The organism is Kitasatospora sp. NPDC058965 (genome assembly GCF_042741245.1).
GTDB lineage: Bacteria > Actinomycetota > Actinomycetes > Streptomycetales > Streptomycetaceae > Kitasatospora.
On the sequence record NZ_JBHYKG010000044.1, the window covers coordinates 1 to 23,462 of the forward strand.

The window sequence follows — 23,462 nt, forward strand, 5'->3', positions numbered from 1 at the left end:
GGCGCCGGGTCGAGGAGTCCTCGACCCGGCGCCTTCGCGCACCACCGGCACGTCCGTCAGACGCCGGCGCCCACCAGCACCTTCCCGGCCGACTGCTCGGCGGCCTCGCCGTCCGCCGCCGCCTGCGGCAGCTCCACCGCCCAGCGCAGCAGCGCCGCACCGATGTTCATGCCACCGCCGAACCCGGCCAGCATCACCAGGTCGCCGCGGTGCAGCCGGCCCGCCCGGTGGATCGCGTCCAGCGTGATGCCGACCGAGGCGGCCCCGGTGTTGGCGTGCTGGTCCACCGTCAGGTGCATCTTGGCGTTCGGCAGCCCGAGCTGCGGCCAGACCTCGCCCAGCATCACCCCGTTGGCCTGGTGCGGCACGAAGTGCTTGACCTGCTCCCCGGGCAGCCCGGCCCGGCCCAGCAACCCGCTGACCGCCTCCGGCAGCACCTCCTGCACGAAGCCGCGCACCCCGCGCCCGTCCATCCGGAAGAAGTGCTCGCCCTCGGCCACCGTCCGCGCCGAGGCGGGGTTGCGGCTGCCGCCGGCCGAGACGCCGATCAGCTCGTGCTGGTCGCCGCGGCCGACCAGCGCCGTCTCCACCACGCCGAGCCCGGCCGGCACCGGACCGAGCACCACGGCGCCCGCGCCGTCGCCGAACAGGATCGCGGTCTTGCGGTCGGTGTAGTCCAGGATCCGGGAGTAGATGTCGGCGCCGATCACCAGGCCGTAGGGCGCCTGCTGGTCGGTCCCGCCGCGCAGCATCTGGCTGCCGACGGCCAGCGCGTAGACGAAGCCGCTGCAGACCGCGTTGATGTCGAACGCGGCCGCCCGGCGGGCGCCGATCAGGTTCTGCACCAGGCTGGCGGTGGCCGGCTGCGGGTGGTCCGGGGTGGAGGTGGCGACCACGACGAAGGCGAGCTGGTCGGCCCGCACCCCGGCCTGCTGCAGCGCCCGGCGGGCGGCCTCGGCGGCCAGGTCGGAGGTGGCCTGGTGGTCGGCGGCGCGATGCCGCTGGCCTATCCCGGTCTTGGTCAGTATCCAGTCGGCGGTCACCCCCGCCCCGGCGGCGATCTCCTCATTGCTGACGACGGTCTCGGGAACGTACGAACCGGTGCCCACGATGCCGATGGCGGACGACATGGTCTTCTCCTGAAGTCTGTGAAGTCTGTGCGGTGGGATGGCGGGGAGGTGCGCAGCGCTCGGGGAAAGAGCGGACGGGAGGGAGCTGGTGGGAGGGAGCTGGTGGGAGGGAGCGGACGGGGGATCAGATGCCGGCGGTGACCGGCTCGGCCAGGCGCAGTCGGCGGCCGCCGACGGTCTCGGTGTAGGCGGTCAGCACCGGGTCGTCGCCGACGACCACCGGGTCGCCGACCGCGCCGAGCAGCGCGAGGTCGCTGGCGTGGTCGCCGTAGGCGCTGCTGCCGCGCAGGTCCAGGCCGCGGACGGCGGCGACGGCCCGGGCCACCCGGCCCTTGGTCTCGCCGATCACCGGGACCACCACCTCGCCGGTCAGCCGGCCGGCGCGGACCACCGGGCGGGTGCCGACGACCAGGTCGGCGCGGAGCTGGGCGGCGATCGGGGCGAGCGGCGCGAAGAACGAGCCGGAGACCAGCACCACCTGCTGGCCGCGCTGCTGGTGGCCGGCCAGCGCCGCCACCGTCTCCGGGACGAACAGGTCCTGCTCGACGCTCTGCTCGAACCAGGCCTCGCCGGCCGCGGTCAGCCGCTCGGCGCTCTCCCCGGCGTAGAGCCGGTAGTAGGCCCGGTTGATCTCCTGGCGCGGCGCGCCCCGGTCGGCCTGCTCGCGCAGGTCGGCGACCAGCCGCTGGTAGGTGCCGTCCGGCTCGCCGCGGCGGCGCAGGTAGAAGTCGAGGAAGTGGAACATGGTCTTGACCCGGACGAGCGTCTCGTCCACGTCGAAGAAGGCGGCGGTGCGGGTCGTGCGGTCCATCGTGGTGTCCTTCCTGGTCCGGTCCGGGTGGCCGCCGGTGGGGCGGCGGCCACCCGGGGAGCCGTCGATCGGTGCTCGGCCGTGGGCCGGTGGGGGCGCGGCCCCGGCGCGGTCGGGGGTCAGGCGTTGACCCGGGCCAGCTCGATGGTGAAGTCCGCGATCGACTCACCGCTCTGCCGCACGTCCACGCCCAGGGTCAGCCGGCCGGCCGGCGGGGCCGGCTCGTCGGCGGTGAAGTCCACCACGCCGCCGATGGTCCAGTAGGGGCGGTCGTCGGTGCCCTCGACCGGGACCTCCTCGCGGACCGAGGCGCTCAGCTGGATCTCGCTCTCCAGCTCGCCGAACTTGCTGAAGGTGACCTCGATGGCGGTCGGCACGGTCTTCGCGGTGGACAGGCCGGCCCGGTCCAGCGCGGTGAACAGGGCCAGCTGGCGGGCCGCCTCGGCGAGCACCATGCCGGGCAGGTGGTCCTGCGGGTGGTCGAACATGCTCGGGTGCTCGGCCGGGATGCGCAGCGAGGCGCTGGTGGTGTCACCGCGCCGGGTCGGCTCCAGCAGCACCACGTTCTTCGCGTCGGAGCGGCCGACCAGGTGCGGGGCGACCGGCAGCGCGAGCTTGCCGAAGGTGGCCACCGACTGCGGCGGCAGCGCGGCGGTGGTCGGCAGCGCCGCCCCGTTGCGGTTGCCCAGCCGCAGCGCGCGGTAGCCCTCCGGGTCGCGGAACCGCAGGCCCACCCCGGCCCAGCCGGCCAGCACGCCGCCGACCAGCAGCTCGATGTCGTGGTCCAGGCCGGTCACCGCGCCGTTGCGGACCTTGCGCTCGGTGACGGTGACCCGCAGCTCCAGGTTGAGCGGGGAGTCGCCGATGGTGAGCAGCTGCGGGCGCAGCAGCTTGACCCGCAGGAAGGTCAGGATGAACTTGTCGCTGCCCGGCACGTCGAAGAACCGGTGGGCGCCGGCCAGGGTGACCTGACGGGCGGTCTCCATCAGCAGCACCGGGTCGTAGACGCCCGGGCGCAGCAGGTGGTCGCCGTAGTAGGCGTGCGAGCGGGGCAGCTGCGCCGCCGCGGTGTAGTCCAGCTCGCCGCCGGGCTGCAGGTCGGTCACGAAGACCTCGGCGAGCGCGTCCCGGTGGACCAGGGCCCGGTCGACCGTGGCGGCGTAGGAGAGCGGGGCGCCCCCGATGCTCCGCGGGTCGAGCAGGGCGGTGCCGGTGAGGTCGATCATCGGGGTCTGGTTGCCGGTCCGGGTGGCGGGGATCACGGTGGTCATGGCTGAGGGCTCCTGATTCGAAGGATTCGTATGCGCTTGGTGCGTCGAATGTGCCGGGTGGTTCTTCGAGCGGACTAGTGCTTCTGAGTGCTTCGGTGCGGTGCGCCAGCGGGGCTGCCGTGCGGTGCTCGCCCGGGCCGGCCGGGGCTGCTGACGGCTCGTCAGTAGCGGGTGCCGACCACCCGGTCGCCCAGGGCGTCGAGCTCGGCCAGGTCGGCCGCGGAGAGCACCAGGTCCGCCGCGCGGACGTTCTCCTCCAGGTAGGCCATCCGCTTGGTGCCGGGGATCGGGACGATGTGCTCGCCCTGGGCCAGCACCCAGGCGAGGGCCACCTGGGAGGGGGTCGCGCCATTGCGTTCGGCCACCACCGCGACGGCGTCCGCCAGCGGCTGGTTGGCCGCGATGGCCGCCTCGGTGAAGCGGGGGTTGGTGTGCCGCCAGTCGTCGGCGTCCAGCTGGCGGGCCGAGCTGATCGCGCCGGTGAGGAAGGCCCGGCCGAGCGGCGAGTAGGCGATGAAGCCCACGCCGTTGGCGGCGGTCCACGGGACGACCTCGGCGAGCTGGTCCTGGCTCCAGAGCGACAGCTCGCTCTGCACGGTGGCCACCGGGTGGATCCGGTGGGCCGCCGCCAGCTGCTCGACGGTGGCCTCGGACAGGCCCAGCTGCCCGAGCTTGCCCTGCTGGACCAGCTCGGCCAGGGTGCCCCAGGACTCCTCGACCGGAACGGCCGGGTCGACCCGGTGCAGCTGGTAGAGGTCGATCCGGTCGACCCCGAGCCGCCGCAGCGACCCCTCGACCGCCCGGCGCAGGTGCTCGGGCCGGCCGTCCGGGACGATGTCGCCGTCCCGGACCACCAGGCCGGCCTTGCTGGCCAGCACGATCTCGTCCAGTCGGCCGCGGACCGCCTTGCCCACCAACTCCTCGTTGGTGTGCGGCCCGTAGACGTCGGCCGTGTCGATCAGGGTGACGCCCAGGTCGATCGCCCGGTTGATCACCTTGATGGACTCGGCGTCGTCCCGCTGGCTGCTGCCGTAGGCGAAGCTCATCCCCATGCAGCCCAGGCCCAGCGCGCCGACCGTCTCCCCGTTCTTGCCCAACTGACGCTTCTGCATTGTCTGTTGACTCCCTCAGTGTGGCACGGGCGGGGCCTCGTGCGTAGTGTTCGTCGATGTGTCCAAAGAACCGCGGTGCCCCGTGGGGCGGGTGGTTCAGTCGCGGTCGAGCTCGCGGTCGCGGACCACCAGGTAGGTGGTCACCGCGCCGATCAGGGCCAGCACCGCGAGCACGATGAAGGCGGTGTGCATGGAGGACGTGAGGGCCTGGCTGACGGCGTGCGAGGCCGCGGCGCGGCTGCCCTGCGGCAGTGCGTCCAGCGAGTCGGCCAGCCGGCCCTGGACGGCGTCGCCGGCCAGCTTCTGCTCCTGGGCCCAGCTCAGCCCCGGGACCGCGCCGTGCAGCCGGCTGCCCGCCAGGCTGGCCAGCATCGCACCGGCCCCGGCGATGGCGATCGACTCACCGGTGATCCGCATGGTGTTGAAGATGCCGGAGGCCACCCCGGCCCGCTCGACCGGAACCACGCTGACCGCCGCGTTGTCCATCACGCCGAAGGCGCTGCCGACGCCGATGCCGAAGACCAGCAGCGGCCCGATCAGTCCGGTCGGCCCCGAGGAGGGCTGCAGCACGATCAGCCAGAGCGAGCCGGCCGCGATCAGCGCGGAGCTGGCCGCCAGCATCACCCGCAGCGGCACCCGGGCGGCGAGCCGCCCGCAGACCAGCGGCAGGGTCAGCACCGGCAGGGTCAGCGGCAGCAGCACGGTGCCGGCCGCGGTCGCGCTCAGACCGCCCACGCCCTGGAAGTACTGGGGCAGGTAGACCAGCAGCACGACGAACCCGAAGGTGATGGTGAAGGGCTGGCAGACCACCACCAGGAAGGTCGGCCGGCGGAACAGCGACAGGTCGAACATCGGCCGCTCGACCCGCATCTCGACCAGGACGAAGGCCACCATGAAGACCGCGGCGCCGACCAGCGCCCCGATCGCGGAGACGCTGCCCCAGCCCTGCTCGGGCCCCTGCACGAAGAACATCGCGACCAGCGCCAGGCTTCCGCTGAAGGTGACCAGTCCGCCCCAGTCCACGCTGCGGGCGTTCAGGTCGCGGGACTCGGTGGCCTTGGGGATAAGGGTCAGCACCACCAGGCCGAGCACCACGTTCATCAGGAACACCGCGCGCCACCCGACGGTGCCGACCAGTGCGCCCGCCACCAGCGGGCCGAGTGCCAGTCCGAAGCCGAAGGAGGCGCCGAGCACCCCGAACGCCTTGGTCCTGGCCTTTCCTTCGAAGGAGGCCGCCAGGATCGCCGCCCCGCTGGTCAGCACGCCGGCGGCGCCGACGCCCTGGATCGCCCGGGCCACGTCGATCAGCACGATGTTCGAGACCAGGCCGCAGACCAGCGACATCGCCAGGAACACCCAACTGCCCAGCTGCAGGATGCGCTTGCGACCGAACCTGTCGCCCAGGCCGCCGGCCGCCAGCAGGAATGCCGCGAAAGTGACACCGTACGCGTTCTGCACCCACTGGGCCGCCCCGACGCCGGCCCCGAGCTCGGTGGCCAGCTTCGGCAGGGCGACCGCCGGCCCGGTGACCGTCAGCGGCAGCATCACGCTGGCCAGCGCCACGGCGACCAGGGTGGACAGCCCGCCGGCTGCCCTGGCCCGCGGCGGATCGGAGCGGCGGACTTCGGTGGTGACGCTCATTCCACTCTCCCAATTTCCGTCTGAGGACTTGCCAGATGCCTAGAACCATAAGATATCTTATGGTCATCGTCAATCTGTTGGGCGTCGCGATCGGATGACTGTCCGTCCGGTCGGGCGCCTGCCGCACAGCCCTCACGAGCCGATTGCACCAAGACATCTGAGGAGTCATCAGCCATGTCCCAGGTTTCCCTGACGCAGTCCGACGTCGACGTCCTGATCGTCGGTGGTGGCCCCACCGGGATGCTGGCGGCCAGCGAACTGCTGCGCCGCGGCGTCCGGGTGCGGATCATCGACCGGGCGCCGGAGCCCAGTCCGTTCCCCAAGGCCCTGCTGCTGTGGCCGCGCACCCTGGACCTGTTCGAGGACCTCGGCATCCTGGACGCGGCCCGCGCGGCCGCCCTGCAGATCAACGCCTTCAGCTACTTCTCCGACCGCGAGCCGCTGGCCACCTTCGAGTTCAACGAGGACCTGGCCCCGCTCTGCCTGCCGCAGAGCTCCACCGAGCAGGTCATCGCCGACAAGCTGCACGAGCTGGGCGGCAAGGTGGAGCGCGGGGTGCGCCTGCTCTGCTTCGACGGGATGGACTTCTCCGGCCGGATCGACGCCACCGACGGCGTGACCGCGGTGCTGGAGCACGCCGACGGCCGGATCGAGCGGACCCGGGTGCCGTTCGTGATCGGGGCCGACGGTGCCGGCAGCGCGGTGCGCGGCCAGATCGGCACCGGCTTCAACGGCAGCACCTACGAGACCGCGTTCGCCCTGGTGGACGCGAAGATCGAGGGCGAGCTGCCGGCCGACCAGGCGCTCTACTACCAGTCGCCCAAGGGCGCGCTGGTGATCGTGGCCCTGCCGGACGGGGTCTTCCGCTTCTTCTCCAGCCTGGCGCCCGGCGAGCAGGTGAGCGTGGAGCGGATGCAGGAGATCGTGGACGAGCGCGGCCCGCGCGGAGTCCGGATCGGCGAGCCGGTCTGGCAGTCGGTCTTCCGGGTGCACGCCCGGCACGCCGGCGACTTCCAGCTCGGCCGGGTCTTCCTGATCGGCGACGCCGCCCACGTGCACAGCCCGGCCGGCGGCCAGGGCCTCAACACCGGCCTGCAGGACGCGCACAACCTGTCCTGGAAGCTGGCCGCGGTGCTGCACGGCGAGGCCCCGAGCGACCTGCTGCTCTCCTACGGGCCGGAGCGCTCCGCGGTGGCCCAGCGGGTGGTCCGGGACACCGACATCCAGACCCGCGCCTGGCTGGTCAACACCCCCGCCAAGGTGCTGGCCCGGGACGCGGCCTTCAAGGTGGCGGACCGCTCCGGCCTGCTGTCCCGGTTCTACGGCCCGGTGATGGCCGGCCGGCGGCTGGCCTACCCCGCGCTGCGCCCGACCCAGCAGCCGGCCGGCCAGGCGCTGTGCAAGGTCCGCAGCCAGCTCCCCGGCGGGCTGAAGGTGGGCGCGGTGCTCCCCCGCCCGCTGGTGCTCGGCGCCGGGCTGGCCGGCCCCGAGGCCGGGCCGATGGGCTGGAACCTCGTGCTGGTGCCCGGCGACGACGCCGCGCTGACCGCCGGGGTGGAGCGGCTGGCCGCCGAGCGGCCGCAGGTCTCGGTGGTCCGGATCAACCGGGCCCGGGCCCGCAAGCACACCGGCTGCGGCCAGCCGGGCTTCTACCTGGTCCGCCCGGACGGCCACGTCGCGGCGCACGGCCACGCCCGTGACCTGTCCGCGCTGGCGGCCGAACTGACCACCGCGCTGGGCCCGGTGGCCCAGGTGCCGGCCGAGCTGGACGAGGCCGCCTGACCCGCTCGCGGGCGGGGGTGACGGCGACGACGGAGGGGGCTGGTCCCGGTGGACGGGACCCCCCCCCCCGGTAGTGGGGCGGGGGCCGCCCCCGGGGGGGGCCCGGGTCCCGCCCCGGGGGCCCCCGGGGCCCCGGCCGTGCTGCGGTCAGGCCAGGTCCAGCCGGTCCGCCAGTCCGGCCCGCTCGAAGGCGGCCAGCAGCTGCTCGCGGCCCTCGGTGAAGTGCGCCCAGCTGTCGAAGTGCACCGGGACCACCCGGCGGGCGCCGAGCACGGCGGCGGCCTCGGCGGCCAGGGCGCTGTCCAGGGTGAGCAGCGCGCCGTCGAAGAGCTTGGTGCGGGCGGCGCCGGCGAAGATCACCGCCGTGTCCACCGGGCCGAGCCGGTCGGCGATCTCGCGGACCACCTCCAGCGAGGCGTTGTCGCCGCTGACGTAGACGGAGGGCAGGTCGGGGGCGCTGAGCACGAAGCCGACCACCTCGCCGCTGATCGGCTCGCAGCCCTCCGGGCCGTGCTGGGCGGGGGTGCCGGTGACGGTCACCGTGCCCCCGTCCGGGCGGGTCAGCTCGATCGAGGTCCAGGGGGCCAGAGCGCGGGCGGCGCCGCCGAGCCGGCCGGCGCCGCTCGGGGTGGTGAGCACCAGCGGGACCTCGGCCAGCAGGGCCCGGCCGGACCGGTCCAGGTTGTCCGGGTGTTCGTCGTGCGACAGCAGCACGGCGTCGATCGGGCCGAGGCTCGCCGGGTCCACGGCGGACGGCGCGGTCTTCTCCAGGAAGACGCCCGGGGCCCGCTGGTAGGTCTGCGGTGCGTCGAAGCTCGGGTCGGTCAGCAGGCGCAGGCCGCCGTACTCGATCAGTGCGGTCGGCCCACCGAAGACGGTGATCGGGATCTGCTTGCTCATGACGCCACCTCACAGCTTTCATCACGGAGAACTCGTCGTTTTGCCGTGAGAAACGCTACCCCCTCCTCACGGAGAAGCGCAAGGTTTAACATGAGAGGCATGAACGTGACCGCGCCCGTGCCGCCCGCCGCCCCCGGGGCCGACCACCACCCGGCGCTGGACTTCGCCAACACCCTGCTCTCGCTGCCCACCGGCCGCCGCGACCTGCTCGCCACCCCCGAGGAGGCCACCGCCTGGCTGGTCGAGCGCGGACTGGCGCCCGAGGACGCCCGGCTGTACGAGCTGTGCGCCGGGCGGTTGCGCGAACTGCGCGACCAGGTGAGGGAGTTGCTGGGCGCGTCAGTGGCCGCCGCGGAGCCGCCGGCGGCCGCCCTGCAGGCGGTCAACACGGCCCTCACCACTGCCCCCGCGGCCGCCCTGCTGGCCTGGGACGACGATCGCGGCCTGCACCGGGAGGCGGCCCACCCGGCCAACCGGGTGGTCGAGCACGCGATGGCGGTGCTCGCCGCGGACGCCGCCGAACTGCTCACCGGCCCGGACGCCGAACGGCTGGCCCAGTGCGGCGGCACCCCGTGCACCCGCTACCTGGTCCGCACCCACGCGGCCCGCCACTGGTGCTCGACCCGCTGCGGCGACCGGATCCGGGCGGCGCGCGCCTACGCACGCCGCAAGCAGGGCTAGCCCGACCCGCGACCTGCCGACCGCACGCGCCGCGGTCCGGCCCGTCGAACCGCTACGCCCGCGCCTCCTGACCGACCGTCAGGAGGCGTGCGGACGCGAGCCCGGCTCCTGGTGCGGGCGGCGCTGGCCGGTGCGCGGCGGCTTCGGCGCCGGCAGCGTGGCCACCTCCCGTTCGGCCCGGGCCAACAGGGCCGCGGTCCCGGGCAGCGCGGGCGCCGGGCCGGCCGCGCGTTCGAAGCGGAAGGCGGAGGTCAGGTCGCCGAACGAACGCCGCCGCCACTGCGAGATGTTGTGCTCGCGCACGCCGGTGAACCGCTCCAGGAAGCGCAGCACGGAGGTGTGGTCGAACGGCTGCGAGGCCACCCAACCGCCCACCGTCCAGGGCGAGACGATGATGCACGGCACCCGGAAGCCGGCGCCGATCGGCAGCCCGCCGACGAACTCGCGCGGCGTGCCGCGCGGCGGTACCGGCGGCGGCACGTGGTCGAACAGGCCGTCGTTCTCGTCGTAGTTGAGGATCAGCACGGTCTTCGCCCAGACCTCGGGATTGGCCGCGATCGCCTCGATCTTGGACGCGACGAAGTCGGCACCGGCCGCCGGCAGGTAGTCCGGGTGCTCGGACCCGCGCGAAGTGGGCAGGATCCAGGAGACCGCGGGCAGCCGGTCGTTGCGGGCGTCCTCCTCGAACGCGCCGTGCGGGCGCGGCTTCAAGCCCTTCTCGTAGAGCGGGTGGCCCGGCCCGGCCTGCTGGTAGGCGGCGAAGTGGGTGAGCACGTCGCAGCCGAAGTTGTCGGCCTCCTGGTACACCTGCCAGGAGATGCCGGCCTCCTCCAACCGCTCCGGATAGGTGCGCCAGGTCAGCGGCGCGGGGGTCTCGTTGCTGATGACCGGACCGCCGTGCCGGCCGGTCGGGTCGAGCGTGCCCGTCATCCAGTACAGCCGGTTGGGCCAGGTCGGGCCCAGCACCGAGCTGAAGTACTGGTCGCAGACGGTGAAGCTCTCGGCCAGCGCGAACTGGAACGGGATGTCCTCGCGGGTGTAGTAGCCCATCGTGAAGGGGCCGTTGACACCGTCGGCGGCCCGGTGCGCGGGCAGCCAGCGGTCCATCCGCCCGTGGTTCCACGCCTCGTGCTGCACGTCCCACTGGTGGCTGGTGGACGGGATCGCCTGGGCGCTGCTGCGGGTGGTGTCCAGGTGGAACGGCAGCAGGTAGCCGTCCGGGCTGGCGTGGTCCGGCTGGTGGAAGACGTCGCGCCCGGTGCTCAGCCGCAGCGCGAGCGGGTCGTCGAAGCCGCGCACCCCGGACAGGGTGCCGAAGTAGTGGTCGAAGGAGCGGTTCTCCTGCATCACCAGCACCACGTGCCGGATGTCGCCGAGCCGGGCGGTGGCCGGGGCGCCGGCGGCCAGCGCGCGCCGCAGGTTGGGCGGCAGCACGGTGGCGGCGGAGGCGGCGGCGGTCACGGCGGCCGCACCGAGGAGTCGACGGCGGGTCAGTTCTGGCATGGCGGCGGCCCTTTCGTCGGCTCCATTCACCCGTGGCTCCGGAGCCGGGTCAAGGACCGCCGCCGTCGGCGCGCCGGACTACTCGCCCGGCTTGGCGACCCGGCCCACGATCGCGGACAGGTCCTGGTCGGCCAGCTCCGGCAGGCTCTGCAGGGTGCGGTGGGTCGCCTCGGCCACCGGGAGGTTGGCGCTGGCGGCGGCCAGCGCCACGTCCTTGGCCGCCAGCCGGACCGGGTAGAGGACCCCCTCGGCGAACGCCCGGCCGGCCGCGCCGGCCAGCGGGCTGGCGGCCAGCGCCTCGCGGGCGCGCTGGGCCGGGATGCCCAGCGTCTCGGCCAGCGCCATCGCCTCGGCGATCACGGCGACGCCGTTGACCATCGCGTTGATCAGCACCAGCTTCAGCGCCGCGCCGCTGCCGACCTCGCCGCACGGGTTGACCGTGCCGAGCACCTCGAGGATCGGCCGCACCCGCTCGACGTCACCGCCGACCAGCAGCAGCAGGCTGCCGGCGGCGGCCCGGTCGGTGCTGCCCATCACGGGGGCGTCCACCAGGGCGACCCCGGCGGGCAGCAGTTCGGCCAGCTCCCGCACCGTCTGCGGCCCGACGGTCGAGGCGTCCACCAGGACCGCGCCCGGCTCGAGCGCCGGGACGATCTCGCCCGCCACCGCCAGCACCGCCGCGGGGTCGGCCAGCATGGTGATCACCACGTCCGCCCCGCGCACCGCCTCGGCGGCGCTGTCGGCCACCACGGCCCCGTCCGCCACCAGTTCCTCGGCCCGCGAGCGGGTCCGGTTCCACACCGTCAGCCGGTGACCCGTCGTCAGCAGCCGCTTGGCCATGGGCGCGCCCATGTTGCCCAGTCCGAGAAAAGCAATCTTCAGATCCATGCCGATCACGGTAGACAGCCGGAGAACGATGCGACCAACGAATGTCTAGCATGGCTGCCATGTCGGAGACGCATGAGTTGGCCACGCCGCTGCTGCGGATCTTCGCCGAGGTGGCCCGGCGCGGATCGTTCACCGCCGCCGCCGAGGCGCTCGGCTACACCCAGTCGGCGGTCTCCCGGCAGGTCAGCGCACTGGAGCAGCAGGCCGGCGTGCCGTTGTTCGACCGCCTGCCGCGCGGGGTCCGGCTCACCGAGGGCGGCCGGGTGCTGCTCGGCCACGCCGACGCGGTGCTGGAACGGCTGGACACCGCCCGCCGCGAATTGACCGGACTGCGTGAGGTCTCCACCGGCCGACTGCGGATCGGCGCCTTCGCCAGCGCCGACGCGGCGCTCGTACCGCGCGCCATCGCCGCCTTCCGCCGCGCGCACCCGGGCGTCGCGGTCAGCCTGCGCGAGGGGCTGAGCCCGACGCTGATCGCCCTGCTGCACGACGGCGAGGTGGACCTGGCGGTGCTCAGCACCGCCTTCGGCGAGGCCCCGCACCACCTGGACCTGGTCAAACTGCGGGACGACTTCATGATGGTCGCGCTGCCGCCCGGCCACCGGCTGGCGCACCGACGCACCCTGCGGCTGACCGAGCTGGCCGACGAGGACTGGATAGCCGCCAGCACCCGGCCCGAGGAGACGCTGATCAGCTCCTGCCTGCGCAGCGGCTTCCGGCCCCGGGTCGGCTTCGTGGCGCGGGACTGGATGGCCAAGCTCGGCTTCGTCGCCGCCGGGCTCGGGGTCACCCTGGTGCCCACTCTGGCCGCCGGGGCGGTCCGCCCGGACGTGGTGGTGGTCCCGCTGGACAAGCGCGACCTGCCGGTCCGCGAGGTGCACGCGGCCACCGTGCGCGGCCTGCCGCCGTCCGCCGCGGCGCGCGCGTTCCTGCGCCTGCTGCGGCGGGAGGCGGCCACCGCCGACGGCCATCCGCTGCCGGGGGCGACCGGGCGGACGCCCTGAGACGGCCGTCACCCATAATGACCACGTGCACGAGGACCAGCCCCAGCAGGGATCGCAGAGCAGTATCCGTTCGCTCAAGTTCGTCCAGGACCGCCTGAGCCTGCAGGTCGCCCGAGCGCTGCGGGCCGCCGTGGTCTCCGGCGAACTGCGGCCCGGCGTGGTCTACTCCGCGCCCACGCTGGCCGCCGACTTCGGCGTGTCGGCCACCCCGGTGCGGGAGGCGATGCTGGTGCTGGCCCGCGAGGGGTTGGTGGAGATCGTCCGCAACAAGGGCTTCCGGGTCGTCGAGGACACCGAGCGGGACCTGGCGGAGTGGTCCGAGGTGCGCGCGCTGCTGGAGGGCCCCATGGTCGCCCGGCTGACCGGCACGGCCACGCCCGCCCAGCTGACCGCGCTGCGCCCGCTCGCCGAGCGGACCGTGGCCGCGGCCGCCGCGGGCGACCTGGCCGGCTACCTGGCCGCCGACGGGGAGTTCCACCAGGCCCTGATGGCGCTCGCCGGAAACACCCGACTGGTCGAGACCGTGGCCGAGTTGGGCAACCGGACCCGGCTGCACGGTCCGGCCGGCCTGGACCGGGCCGGCGACCTGCGCCCCGTCGCCGAGCAGCACCTGGAGCTGCTGGACCTGATGCTGGCGGGCGACGCCGCCGGTGCGCGGCGCTGCCTGGACCGGCACCTCGGGCAGCCGGCCGACTGAGCCGGCCGGCGAGGCGGACTGCCCCGGTCCGCGCGGCGGCCGGAATGGAACGGTCCACGCCCCGTGTTCTCCCTGGTACCGAACGAGGTGGCGAGACAAGGGGTGTGAGGACAGTGTCGCGGACGGTCGATGGAGCGGATCCGCTGGTCACGGCCTGCGGGCGGGCGATCCGGGTGGGCGAGCTGCGCTTCGAGGCGCCAGGCCTGCGGGTCGCCCGGGTCACGTTGGCGGTCGGGCCGGAGCGTGGCGGCACCTCGAAGGTGTGGGCCGGGCTCACCCCGGCCGAGGCCCGCGCCCTGGCGTGGCAGCTGCTCGACCAGGCCGGCCGCACCGAGCACGCGCAGGCCGAGGTGCGGTAGCGCGGTCGGCCCACCTCACTGCTCACTGCTCACTGCTCACTGCTCACGAGCGACCACGGACCCGGTGCCCCTGCGGCGCCGGGTCCGACGTTTTCTGCCGGCGCTCCCCCGGCACGTCGTTCCGCTCCGGCGTCCGCTACCCTGGAAAATACCCATGGGGGTATCTCACCAGGGTCAGCACCGACGCAGGAGAACGACGACATGAACCACGGCACGGACCACGGCATCGACTACGGCATCACCGTCACCCTCGACCGGCCCTTCGCCGAGACCGTCGAGCGGGTCCGGGCCGCGCTGGCCGAGCAGGGCTTCGGCATCCTCACCGAGATCGACGTGCAGGCCACCCTGCGCACCAAGATCGGCGCGGAACTGCCGGACTACCTGATCCTCGGCGCCTGCAACCCGCCGCTGGCCCACCGCGCCGTCCAGGCCGACCCTCGGATCGGCCTGCTGCTGCCCTGCAACGTGGTGGTCCGCACGGCCGACGGGGCGACCGTGGTCGAGGCGATGAACCCGGACGTCATGGTCCGGGTGACCGGCCACCCCGAACTCACCGCGATCGCCGACGAAGCCGGCACCCGCCTGCGCGCGGCCCTGGCCGCCCTGCAGGCCTGACCCCCACCACCGGACCCCGGAAAGGACGAACGAGAACCATGTGCCGACGAGTGGTCTGCCGCAGGTGCGGCAAGGCGAGCTATGCCGGGTGCGGGATGCACGTGGAGCAGGTACTGGCGGGCGTGCCCAAGAACCAGCGCTGCTCCTGCACCAAGGAGGAGGCGGGCGGCTGGCTGGCGAAGCTCTTCGGCCGCCGGTGAGGGCAGCGGCGAGGGGGCACCCGAGCGACGGGCCCCCTCGCCACCGCAGCACGGGGTGCCGCTGCCCCTCCCCCAACCGCTACCATCAGTCGCTCTGACGTTCCATCAGTCACTCGCGAAGAAGAACCATGCGTTTCGACCCACGCGTCGAGCTCGCCCTGCTGTCCGCCGGCTGGTTCCCCGATCGCTGGTCGGGCCTGGCCCTGACCAGGGCAGCCGCGGACTTCGAGTCCTCGGGCCGTGCCCTCCCTCCGCACGCGCTCAGGTTCCTCGCCGAGTTCGCCGGCCTCACGCTCCGGTTCCCGAACCCGCGCGCCCCGCAGACCGGGACCGGAGTGGACCTCGGCCGCGGCGCCGGCCACGTGCACTCCCTGTCCCCCTACTGCCGCCGAGTCGGCGAGGACCTCTGCGTCGTCGGACTGGGCCTGCCGGGCAGCACCGGGCACTACCTGCTCGGTGCATCCGGCGCGCTCTACTACGCCTGGGACGACATCAGCCTCCTCGGCCGGACCGTTGCCGAGGGGCTGCTCCGACTGATGACGGCCACCGGACCCTACCGCCCCCTGCAGGGGCCGGTCGCCCGCACCCCGGCCACTCCACTGCGACCGTCGGGTCACCGCCGCCCCGCGCGCCGTCGCCGCCCGATACCCCCCACCGCCGCGACGCTGGGAGACCCCGTCCACGTGCGGATCGACGTGACCGGCAAGGCGGCCCCGACGGCGGCCGAGTCCCTCGCCGACTCACTCCGCGCCGCCCCGGACCTGCTCGACGTGCGCACCTCCCACCCGACCCCACGACCGCGCCGGAGCTCCCTCGCGGTCACACTCGGCCCAACCGGTGGCGATGCCGTCCTGGCCCGGGAGTTGAGCCGCTGGTTCCGCCCACCACACGGCGAAGCCGTTCTCCTGACAGTCCACCGGCCCGGCGCGGAGCCGGTGGAGATCGATGCCCACCAGGCCGACAACGGCGGCATCGCGGCGTTGCTGCGCGACGGGCCGGGCGCCAGCTGGCCGTGACGCCAACGGCCGCGGATCACGGCGGTCCCACCTGACGGGCTCCCCGGCACCCCCAGGGCCCGCAGGTCGCTTGCCCGTTCATCGACCCGCTCCCCGCGCGACACCGGTCGGGATCACCGCGCTCCGGCCCCCGGCGGCGCTGTACAGCGTCCACAGCGTGCGCTCGGGCGGACACCGGGATCGCACCTCGGAAGGTCTGCCATCGTGAACACCCTCGGCTTCACCCTCGACACCTGATCCGGAGGTCGGCCCCGTGGTGCGTCGCACGCTTTTCACCGCGCTGGCTCTGCTGGCGCTTGCCGGTTGTGGGACCGACCACGGGGCCCGGCCGTTCACGGCCCCCTCGCCCACGGACGCGGAGGGACGGATCATGTCCACCGTCGGCGACGGCTTCACGGTCTGCGGTGTCACCGACACCGGTCCGAACCGGTTCCGCGTGACGGTCTGCGGTGACCTCGCCAGGGCCCGCACCGCGCTCGATGCGCGGTTCCCGGGCGAAACGACCGCCGTCCCCTACCAGCCGGGCGACGGGGGCTCGCACACGGCGCAGCAACTCGTCGCCCAGTTCTGGATCGACCGCGCCGGCGGGGACGGCTTCAAGGTCACGTCGTCCCGAATTACCGGTTCCGGCACCATAGATGTGGGAGTCGACGGCGACCTGGCCAAGGCCCGCTCGGCGCTGGAGCACCAGTTCCCCGGCTGGACGACCGTCCACGCGGAGAAGGGGTACACGGCACTCTAGGGCGGCCGCCCGCCGGCAGGGTCACCGGTCCGCGAGCCCGACGGCCCGGCGGAGGTCCTCCGCGTAGGGCAACGGCTGCTCCCAGGCCGCGAAGTGGCCGCCCTTCTCGTGCTCGATGAACTCCCGCACGTTGACGAAGCGGGAGGCGAAGGAGCGGGGTGCGGGCTTGGTGTCGTGCGCGAAGGCGCTGAGGACGGTCGGCGTCGCCACGAACGGCACCGGCGGCGCGAGTTCGGCGTACGGCGTGAACGAGGTTCCGATCGTGTTCGTGAACCAGTAGGCGCTGATCCAGGTGAGCAGGACGTCCTCCTCGAACGGGAGGTGGGACCAGCTCCACAGCTTCTCGCAGATCCAGGCCGCCAGCCCGGCAGGCGAATCCGCCAACGCGGGCGCCAGCGTGTGCGGTTTGGTGGACTGCTGCGCAATGTACCCGCCTTCGGCCCGCTGCCACGCGGCCGCGGTGGCGAGGTGGGCGAGCTCCTCCGCGCCCAGGGTGGAGCGGTCCGCGAAGACCGCGTGCAGCGGCGAGACGTTCGTCAGGTGCAGCGCCGCGACCCGGTCCGGGTGCAGCGCGGCGAGCTGCTCGGCGACGTCCGCGCCGATGTCGCCGCCGGAGACGACGTACCGCCCGTAGCCGAGCGCCCGGGTCGCGTCGGCCACCAGTGACGCCATCGCCGCGGTCGTCATCCCGGGCCGTGCCGGCTGGTGCGAGAACGGGAAGCCCGGAAGGGCGGGGACCACCACGTTCAGGCCTTCGAGCAGCGGGAGCACCCGCTCGAAACGGAGCACCGAGTCGGGCCAGCCGTGCAGCAGGACCACCACAGGCGCGTCGGCGTCGGCGCGCTGGTGCACCAGGTGGAGCGTGCGGTCGCCGGAGCCGACCTTCTCCCACGGCAGGCCGAGGATGCGGGCCTCGTGGGCCCGCCAGTCGTAGCGACCGCGCCAGGAATCGAGCAGGCGGGCGAGGAAGTCCGGGTCCGCACCCCGTTCCCACCCGGCGCCGCCGGCCAGCAGCGGCCGGCGCGTCCCGGCGAGGCGTCGGTGCAGGTCGTCGAGAGCGGAATCGGTCACAGGGCTGAACGGCAGAGTCATGTGTACAACCATACACATCATGTGTTCACGCGTATACATCGCGCCGGGGTGCCGATACCCTGACGACATGCACACCGCGACGCCACGCCCCAAGGACGCCTCGCAGACCCGTGAACGGATCCTCGCCGCCGCTCGCCGCGAGTTCGCGCGCACCGGGTTCGCCCGCACGACGGTGCGTGCCATCGCCGCGTCCGCAGAGGTGTCGCCCAACCTCATCACCCGCTACTTCGGCGGCAAGGACGGGCTCTTCGTCGCCGCCTCCGAAGTCCACCTCGAACTCCACCGCATGTTCGACGGCCCCCGGCACTCCCTCGGCCGCCGGATGGCCCGGGGCATCGTCGACCGGTGGACCGGCATGGAGGGCGAGGACCCGCTCCTCGTCCTGCTGCGCGCCGCGGGCGAACGCGGCGAGGCAGCCGACGCCCTGTCGACCTTCCTCGACCGCGAATCACTGGAGCCGCTACAGCAGTTGCTGCTGCACTACGGGATGGACGAGGAAGAGGCCGACGCCCGCGCCCGGGCCGTCGACGTCTTCGTCCTCGGCATCTCCGCGCGGCTGCGCGTGCTGCGCGACGACCTCGGCGACACGGAGGCGCTCGAACGCTGGATCGCCGACACCGTCCAACGGCTGGTGGACGCGCCGTAACGCGCCTCGCGGTCCGGCCCGATCCGTGCGGCTTCGACGTGCCCCGGTGCCTTGTGGTCCCGGTCGGCGGGGTGGCAGGCTCCACCTGTGTCGATCTTGATCAGGGCCGCCGAGCGGGACGACGTGCCCGCACTTGTCCGTCTGCGTCTCGCGAATGCCGAACGGCATGTCCAACTCGACCCGGGCATCTACCGCGTACCCGACGTCGAGGCGGTGCGCAGGCACTTCGAGGAGGTGCTCTCGACCGGGTCCGAGGTCGTCGTGCTGGTCGCGGAGGCGGCGGGTGAGGCGGCGGGCATGGTGGAGGTGGTCCTGTTGGCGGATCCCCCGGACCATCAGATCCTGGCTCCCCGGCGCGCCGCCGAGGTCCACACCGTCGTGCTGGACGGGCACCGCGGTGCCGGCGTCGGGTCGGCCCTGCTGGCGGCCGCGGAGCAGGCCGCCGTGGAGCGCGGAGTCTCGATCCTGTATGCCGGAATCTTCGCGTCGAACCAGGGAGCCGTCCGCTTCTACTCCTCGGCCGGCTTCGGACCGCGCGGGACCCTGCTGAGCAAGGACCTGGGCGCACGGAGCGAGCCCCTGTAGGGCGCGCCGGTCAAGCGGCCTCGGTCCGCCACTCCCACGCCGCAGTGGCCGATGGTCGTCCGCCCCGCGAGGCTTGCCGGTCGCGGGCCTAGTCCAGGCGGATGTGCCTGATCCCCGTCAGCGCCCGGCGCAGGCGACCGCGCAGGGCGCTGTCGGTGTTCGGGAGCAGGCGCAGGTCGCTCGCGGCGGCCAGGCGGTCGGCCACCTGGGCGACGGTGAGGTGGTCGGTCCAGAGCTGCTCGGCGAACTCGGGGCGGCCCAACTGCTGCAGGCCGTGGTCGAGCCGGGCGACCGCCCAGGACTCCCGGCGCAGCGGCACGTCCTTGCCGCCGACCACCTTCACCAGGTGGCCGAAGCCGCGCTCGCGCAGGCGGTTCAGCACCGTCTCGCGCTCGGCGAGCAGGGCGAAGTGGTGGATCCGGTGGCCGCGTGCGCGCAGCGGGTCGAGGATCTCGGCGAGGTAGCCGGGGTCCGTCACGGTCATCGGCACGATCACCGGGCCCGGGTGCCGGCCCAGGGTCAGCTCCAGCACCTCGCGCACGCCCTGCCGCCAGGCCGGGAAGTCCTGGAAGTCGCCGCGCAGCCCGGGCGGCGTCATCCGGTGCAGCCCGAAGCCGACGTGCTCCGGATCGCAGATGACGCTGCCGGGCAGCCGGCGCTGCACCTCGTGCGCGGTCTGGGTCTTGCCGCCGCCGTGCGGGCCGTTGATCCACAGAAGCATGGCCCGAGCCTACGGGCGTTTCGCTACGGGAGGTACGCGACCTCCGGGAAGGCCGCCGACGGGCCGTCCAGCAGTCGGCTGCGGCGGTGGCGCAGGTGCTGGTCGAAGAAGGCCAGCGGGTAGGCCTGTTGGATCCGCACCGCGCGGTCGGGGTCCAGGGTGCCGATCTGCTGGCGGAGTTGGGCGTCGGTCATGCCCATCAGCTTCGCCGCCTGCGGGATCAGGTACTGGCCGTCGGTGTAGGAGCCGTGCACCGCGCCCTGTGCCTGGACGTTCAGGCGCCAGCCGGTCAGCCGCGACCAGAACTCGGCCGGTTCGGGCTGCCCGGGCTGCCCGGCCCGGGTGAAGACGGCGGTCATCATCATGAACGGCCGGTCCAGGTCGGTGGTGATCACCGGCGCCATCGTCCCGTCGAGGCTGAGGCCGGCCTTGACCCGCGGGTCGGCGGCCATCGCCAGGGCGGTGGCCGCGCCGCCCTTGGACCACCCGAACATGCCGACCCGGTCGAGGTCGAGAGCCTCGGCGAGCCCCTCGGGCAACGGCCGGAGCCCGGCGTCGGGGTTGCGGCCCGCGGCGAGCTCCTCGATCCGGTCCAGCACCAGCCGCAGGTCGTCGGCGAAGAACTGGGAGCCGGTGTTGTAGGTGTTGTCCCACGGGTTGACCACGCGACCGTCCGGGAACTGGCTGAACGCGTCCCAGGTGTGGTCCATGGTGACCACCACGTACCCGTGGCTGGCGAGTTCCTGGACCGTGATGGTGGCGTCGGAGCGGTGCGAGTGCGCCCCGTGCGAGTACAGCAGGACCGGGCTGCGGCGCTCACCGCGGTGCGCCGGGGCACCCGGGTGACCGGCCGTCAGCGGACCGAGCGAGGCGTCCAACGGGTAGCCGCCGTCGGCCAGGAACGCGCGCAGCGCGCCCTCGGCCATCCAGGGCGCCTGCGCCCGGTGCCGGGCCTCGCGGGCCGGGTACCAGATGCTGGTGACCAACTCCCGGTACCGGCCCGGCCCGGCGGCCGGATCCAGGTGCGCGGTGTCGGTCAGCACCAGGTCCACCACCCCCACCGGGTGCGGCCCGGTCGGGGTCGGCAGGACCAGCCGGGCCGGCCCGGGTACGGCGCCCCCCGTGGCCGCCCACCCGGGCCGGGCCGACACCAGCGGCGCGGCGATCCCGACTCCCAACGCGGCGCCGAGCATGCGGCGGCGCGACATTCCCTCGCGGTTCGTGAACGGCGTGCTGGTGATGGGAACCCCTCCCTCGGTCGTGTCCCTGCTGTGCTGACACGCTGTCAGGTGGCGTGGGGCGGACGCATCCGCCCGCCGGCGAGGGTCGGCGGGCCACCGTCCGCCCCCGGGTGTACACCCGGGGGCGGACGCGTCCGACCGCACTCACCGCGACCTGCAGTTCGGTCACCCACTCCGCCCGGTCCTCCGGGCACTCCAGGTTGACCTCGCGCGGGTACCCGGACGAGCGGTAGCTGTTGGAGTCGATCCACCGCGCCAGGATCTGGCCGGTGTGCAGGACGTCGTCCATCGGCCCGCGGTGCACGACCGTCGCGGCCTCGGCCACGGCCGGCAGGTCGTGGACGTGGAACGCACCCTGCTGCAGCGGGGCCGAGACCTCGATGCCGGCGTGCACCAGGATCCGGCCGCCGCCCTCGGGGGCGTCCTCGTAGTAGGCGACACCGGGGCCGGTGGGCGTGACGCCCGCCTCGGCCAACCGGCGGAACAGCTCCTCGTACAGCGGCCCGATCACCGGGCTGATGGACTCGGGCTCGAAGCCGGCGGCGGTCGCGGTGAGCTCCGCGATCCGCACGGCCGGGATGCTCTTCAGGACCACATCGTTGCTGGGCATCTGCCCCTCACTCTCGATCGCTCGGAGTCGCGCCTCGACCTGGACCAGCCGGGCCGCCGCCCCCGCCATCGCCTCCTCCAGCTCCGCGCGCCGCAGCCGGAGCATGGCGCGCAGTTCCTCGGTGCTCACCTGCTCGTCCAGGATCCGCTGGACCTGCTGCAGGGTGAGGCCGAGCTCCTTCAGGGCGATGACCCGGTTGAGCCGGGCCAGCTGGGCCGCCGTGTAGTGGCGGTACCCGGTGGCGGGGTCGACGTGGGCCGGGCGCAGCAGTCCGATGGCGTCGTAGTGGCGCAGCATGCGGACCGAGACGCGGCCGTGTCTGGCGAAGTCTCCGATGGTGAACATGATGTCTCCGAGTTGATCGCCTGACACGGTGTGAGGGTCAAGGCCTCGGGAAATCCAACCACGCGGCGTCGGTGACCGTCGGCGACCGCTGCGTCACCGAGCTGCCCGGCTCGTGCTCCGTGGCCCTGCCTCAAGTCCTCGCCGTCGCCGGAGGCAGCCCTCGCGCCGGAGGCAGCCCTCGCGCCGGAGGCAGCCCTCGCGCCGGAGGCAGCCCTCGCGCGGGAGGGAGCCCTCGCGCCGGCCGGACTGTCTGCTTCCTGGCGAATCGGATGGGGCCCGGTGAACGACCGTGGCTGGGGTCGTGTTCACCCCCGCCGACAGCGTCAGGCCACGTAGACGCCGTTGCTGGACGGGCTGCCGGACTCTGTCGTGTAGACCTCGACGGAGTACACCGGAGCACCATTGGCGCAGGAGATGACGGTGCCGTAGCCGTTGACGCCGACCGGGTTGCTGAAGTCGTTGTCCGACGAATACAGCTCGCCGCAACCGGTTTCGGCCTTGAACCAGACCCGCTCATCCGTACTGCCCGCTCGCTCCAAGGTGTAGGTGGCGTAGACCACGCCCGCGCTCCACCTCTCCCCGCACACGTTGAGCTGCGACTGGAACCTGGTCGCGAGGATCTGGCAGTTCCTTGCGGAAGCCTGTGCCGCCGTTCCGGTGATTCCCACCAGGCCCGCAGCTGCCAGGCCAACGATCGCGCCGGTTGCGGCGAGCCGCTTTCCGATGTCCATGAGTCTCCCTCAACTGCCTTCAGGTCGATCGATCCGGTGTCGCTCGCGGTCGACCGCAAGCGAGGGAAACCGTGGCAGCGTTCAGACCGAGCCGTCACTGGATGCGGGCCAAGGTGCACATATGCGCAACCAGTTGCCGGACGACGTCCGCCTGCACATCTGTGCAACGGGCACGGCTGGGGCTTGATGGGATCGCGACAGGGCGGTCACCATCGACGCGCCCGGGCCGGGGACACGACCGTGGACCCCCGCGCCCGTCACCGACCCCGTATCCGAGGACATCGACGAATCATGACAACCGGTCTCCGCTGCGCTGCTGCGCTCCTTGCCGTCACCGCACTGCTGACTGTCGCCAACTCGCAGTCCAGCGCCACCCCGGCCCAAGGCACACCCGCTGTCGCCACCACCCCGACGCCGGGCCCGTCCCCCTCCGACAAGCACGGTTGTCTCACCTGCTGGGAGTAGCAGCGTGGTTGACCTGTCGTCAGCCGGCCTGCCCGAGCCAGGCATCAGCCGGGAGACACGGCGATCCCGAGCGAGTCGGCGCCCATGGGCTTCGGCGCGCCCTTCTCGTAGAAGACGTCGAGGTCGGTGATGACGAAGCCGGCCGTGGTCAGCATGTCGACGATCGGCCGGGTGAGGTGACAACCGTCGAAGACCCGCTGCTCCAGCGGGTCGAGACGGTGCTGCCAGCGGCGCACGTTCTCGTCGGCGGCCGGGGCCAGGCCGTGCTCGACGAAGTGCAGGGTCCCGCCGGGCTTCAGGACGCGCCGCACCTCGTGCAGCGCGGCGTCGGCGTCCGGGATGGTGCACAGCGTCCAGGTCGACAGGGCGGCGTCGAAGCTGTGGTCCGGGAACGGCAGGGCCTGACCGTCCAGACCGGCGCGCTCGATGTGGACGGACGTCGCCGCGAGCCGCTTTCCCGCCAGCTTCCAGCCCACGTCGGAGGGGTCGACGGCGGCCACGTGCTGGACGGCCTCCGGATAGAACGGCACGTTCAGCCCCGAGCCGAAGCCGATCTCCAGCACCTCGCCCTCCAGGCCCTCGCAGACCCGGCGTCGCAGCTTGTCCGCCTCCTTCACCCCACAGGCGACGTTGATGATCCGCGGGACGATCTGTTCGGCGTAGAAACCCATCGC

23 protein-coding genes and 1 pseudogene are annotated in these 23,462 nt (G+C 73.3%); 10 read left to right on the forward strand and 14 right to left on the reverse strand.

The genetic code is table 11. The features are described 5' to 3' along the window. Positions 1 to 56: 56 nt before the first annotated feature. From ACFW1A_RS10390 to ACFW1A_RS10410, 5 genes are all read right to left on the reverse strand, one after another. Positions 57 to 1,130: a 3-oxoacyl-ACP synthase III family protein gene (locus ACFW1A_RS10390; RefSeq protein WP_380407165.1), complete on the reverse strand. Its 1,074-nt coding sequence runs from the start codon at positions 1,128 to 1,130 to the stop codon at positions 57 to 59. 124 nt (positions 1,131 to 1,254) lie between these two features. Beyond that, positions 1,255 to 1,941 carry an HAD family hydrolase gene (locus ACFW1A_RS10395; RefSeq protein ID WP_380407167.1) on the reverse strand — a complete coding sequence of 229 codons (687 nt, stop codon included), beginning with the start codon at positions 1,939 to 1,941 and terminating at the stop codon, positions 1,255 to 1,257. Between the two features lie 119 nt (positions 1,942 to 2,060). Further along, positions 2,061 to 3,212 carry a ScbA/BarX family gamma-butyrolactone biosynthesis protein gene (locus ACFW1A_RS10400; RefSeq protein ID WP_380407169.1) on the reverse strand — a complete coding sequence of 384 codons (1,152 nt, stop codon included), beginning with the start codon at positions 3,210 to 3,212 and terminating at the stop codon, positions 2,061 to 2,063. Positions 3,213 to 3,373: 161 nt separating this feature from the next. Continuing rightward, positions 3,374 to 4,324, reverse strand: coding sequence for an aldo/keto reductase (locus tag ACFW1A_RS10405; protein ID WP_380407171.1), 951 nt, complete (start codon positions 4,322 to 4,324; stop codon positions 3,374 to 3,376). Between the two features lie 96 nt (positions 4,325 to 4,420). Further along, positions 4,421 to 5,965, reverse strand: a complete 1,545-nt coding sequence (locus ACFW1A_RS10410; RefSeq protein WP_380407173.1) for an MFS transporter — start codon at positions 5,963 to 5,965, stop codon at positions 4,421 to 4,423. A gap of 174 nt (positions 5,966 to 6,139) precedes the next feature. Between ACFW1A_RS10410 and ACFW1A_RS10415 the strand changes: the two genes are divergently transcribed. Then, a complete protein-coding gene (locus ACFW1A_RS10415) occupies positions 6,140 to 7,747 on the forward strand; it encodes an FAD-dependent monooxygenase (protein ID WP_380407175.1) in 1,608 nt (535 codons plus the stop codon). Positions 7,748 to 7,894: 147 nt separating this feature from the next. On the opposite strand, the gene ACFW1A_RS10420 is transcribed toward ACFW1A_RS10415, so the two are convergent. Beyond that, the gene (locus ACFW1A_RS10420; protein ID WP_380407177.1) at positions 7,895 to 8,647 is read right to left on the reverse strand and encodes an MBL fold metallo-hydrolase; all 753 of its coding nucleotides are present in this window, start codon (positions 8,645 to 8,647) and stop codon (positions 7,895 to 7,897) included. 90 nt (positions 8,648 to 8,737) lie between these two features. Between ACFW1A_RS10420 and ACFW1A_RS10425 the strand changes: the two genes are divergently transcribed. Further along, positions 8,738 to 9,328: an ABATE domain-containing protein gene (locus tag ACFW1A_RS10425; protein ID WP_380407180.1), complete on the forward strand. Its 591-nt coding sequence runs from the start codon at positions 8,738 to 8,740 to the stop codon at positions 9,326 to 9,328. 78 nt (positions 9,329 to 9,406) lie between these two features. On the opposite strand, the gene ACFW1A_RS10430 is transcribed toward ACFW1A_RS10425, so the two are convergent. Together ACFW1A_RS10430 and ACFW1A_RS10435 are read right to left on the reverse strand one after the other, a co-directional pair. Continuing rightward, complete coding sequence (locus tag ACFW1A_RS10430; protein ID WP_380407183.1) at positions 9,407 to 10,831, reverse strand: alkaline phosphatase family protein; 1,425 nt, start codon at positions 10,829 to 10,831, stop codon at positions 9,407 to 9,409. Positions 10,832 to 10,909: 78 nt separating this feature from the next. Beyond that, positions 10,910 to 11,719 (reverse strand): NAD(P)-dependent oxidoreductase, encoded by an 810-nt coding sequence (locus tag ACFW1A_RS10435; RefSeq protein WP_380407185.1) that lies wholly within the window; start codon positions 11,717 to 11,719, stop codon positions 10,910 to 10,912. 59 nt (positions 11,720 to 11,778) lie between these two features. On the opposite strand from ACFW1A_RS10435, the gene ACFW1A_RS10440 reads away from it, so the two are divergent. The 6 genes from ACFW1A_RS10440 (at position 11,779) to ACFW1A_RS10465 (ending at position 16,352) form a co-directional block, all read left to right on the forward strand. Next, complete coding sequence (locus tag ACFW1A_RS10440) at positions 11,779 to 12,723, forward strand: LysR family transcriptional regulator (protein WP_380407187.1); 945 nt, start codon at positions 11,779 to 11,781, stop codon at positions 12,721 to 12,723. Between the two features lie 25 nt (positions 12,724 to 12,748). Next, positions 12,749 to 13,420, forward strand: a complete 672-nt coding sequence (locus ACFW1A_RS10445; protein ID WP_380407189.1) for a GntR family transcriptional regulator — start codon at positions 12,749 to 12,751, stop codon at positions 13,418 to 13,420. A 104-nt stretch (positions 13,421 to 13,524) separates the two neighbouring features. After that, the gene (locus ACFW1A_RS10450; RefSeq protein WP_380407191.1) at positions 13,525 to 13,779 is read left to right on the forward strand and encodes a hypothetical protein; all 255 of its coding nucleotides are present in this window, start codon (positions 13,525 to 13,527) and stop codon (positions 13,777 to 13,779) included. A gap of 225 nt (positions 13,780 to 14,004) precedes the next feature. Further along, positions 14,005 to 14,394 (forward strand): DUF302 domain-containing protein, encoded by a 390-nt coding sequence (locus ACFW1A_RS10455; protein WP_380407242.1) that lies wholly within the window; start codon positions 14,005 to 14,007, stop codon positions 14,392 to 14,394. Between the two features lie 328 nt (positions 14,395 to 14,722). Then, positions 14,723 to 15,610 carry an SUKH-3 domain-containing protein gene (locus ACFW1A_RS10460; protein WP_380407193.1) on the forward strand — a complete coding sequence of 296 codons (888 nt, stop codon included), beginning with the start codon at positions 14,723 to 14,725 and terminating at the stop codon, positions 15,608 to 15,610. A gap of 370 nt (positions 15,611 to 15,980) precedes the next feature. After that, positions 15,981 to 16,352, forward strand: coding sequence for a hypothetical protein (locus ACFW1A_RS10465; protein WP_380407195.1), 372 nt, complete (start codon positions 15,981 to 15,983; stop codon positions 16,350 to 16,352). Between the two features lie 21 nt (positions 16,353 to 16,373). On the opposite strand, the gene ACFW1A_RS10470 is transcribed toward ACFW1A_RS10465, so the two are convergent. Continuing rightward, positions 16,374 to 17,444, reverse strand: a complete 1,071-nt coding sequence (locus ACFW1A_RS10470; RefSeq protein WP_380407197.1) for an epoxide hydrolase family protein — start codon at positions 17,442 to 17,444, stop codon at positions 16,374 to 16,376. A 67-nt stretch (positions 17,445 to 17,511) separates the two neighbouring features. On the opposite strand from ACFW1A_RS10470, the gene ACFW1A_RS10475 reads away from it, so the two are divergent. Together ACFW1A_RS10475 and ACFW1A_RS10480 are read left to right on the forward strand one after the other, a co-directional pair. After that, the gene (locus ACFW1A_RS10475) at positions 17,512 to 18,090 is read left to right on the forward strand and encodes a TetR/AcrR family transcriptional regulator (RefSeq protein ID WP_380407199.1); all 579 of its coding nucleotides are present in this window, start codon (positions 17,512 to 17,514) and stop codon (positions 18,088 to 18,090) included. An 87-nt stretch (positions 18,091 to 18,177) separates the two neighbouring features. Continuing rightward, the gene (locus ACFW1A_RS10480; RefSeq protein WP_380407201.1) at positions 18,178 to 18,675 is read left to right on the forward strand and encodes a GNAT family N-acetyltransferase; all 498 of its coding nucleotides are present in this window, start codon (positions 18,178 to 18,180) and stop codon (positions 18,673 to 18,675) included. 88 nt (positions 18,676 to 18,763) lie between these two features. On the opposite strand, the gene ACFW1A_RS10485 is transcribed toward ACFW1A_RS10480, so the two are convergent. The 5 genes and pseudogenes from ACFW1A_RS10485 to ACFW1A_RS10505 form a co-directional block, all read right to left on the reverse strand. Continuing rightward, positions 18,764 to 19,396, reverse strand: coding sequence for an AAA family ATPase (locus ACFW1A_RS10485; RefSeq protein ID WP_380407203.1), 633 nt, complete (start codon positions 19,394 to 19,396; stop codon positions 18,764 to 18,766). Between the two features lie 23 nt (positions 19,397 to 19,419). Then, positions 19,420 to 20,604 carry an alpha/beta hydrolase family protein gene (locus ACFW1A_RS10490; protein ID WP_380407205.1) on the reverse strand — a complete coding sequence of 395 codons (1,185 nt, stop codon included), beginning with the start codon at positions 20,602 to 20,604 and terminating at the stop codon, positions 19,420 to 19,422. 175 nt (positions 20,605 to 20,779) lie between these two features. Beyond that, positions 20,780 to 21,592 (reverse strand): annotated as a pseudogene (locus ACFW1A_RS10495) (MerR family transcriptional regulator); the annotation flags it as partial. A 323-nt stretch (positions 21,593 to 21,915) separates the two neighbouring features. Further along, entirely contained in the window at positions 21,916 to 22,323 is a 408-nt protein-coding gene (locus tag ACFW1A_RS10500) for a hypothetical protein (protein ID WP_380407207.1), read from the reverse strand. Positions 22,324 to 22,832: 509 nt separating this feature from the next. After that, positions 22,833 to 23,459 carry a class I SAM-dependent methyltransferase gene (locus ACFW1A_RS10505; protein ID WP_380407209.1) on the reverse strand — a complete coding sequence of 209 codons (627 nt, stop codon included), beginning with the start codon at positions 23,457 to 23,459 and terminating at the stop codon, positions 22,833 to 22,835. Between the last annotated feature and the right edge of the window lie 3 nt (positions 23,460 to 23,462).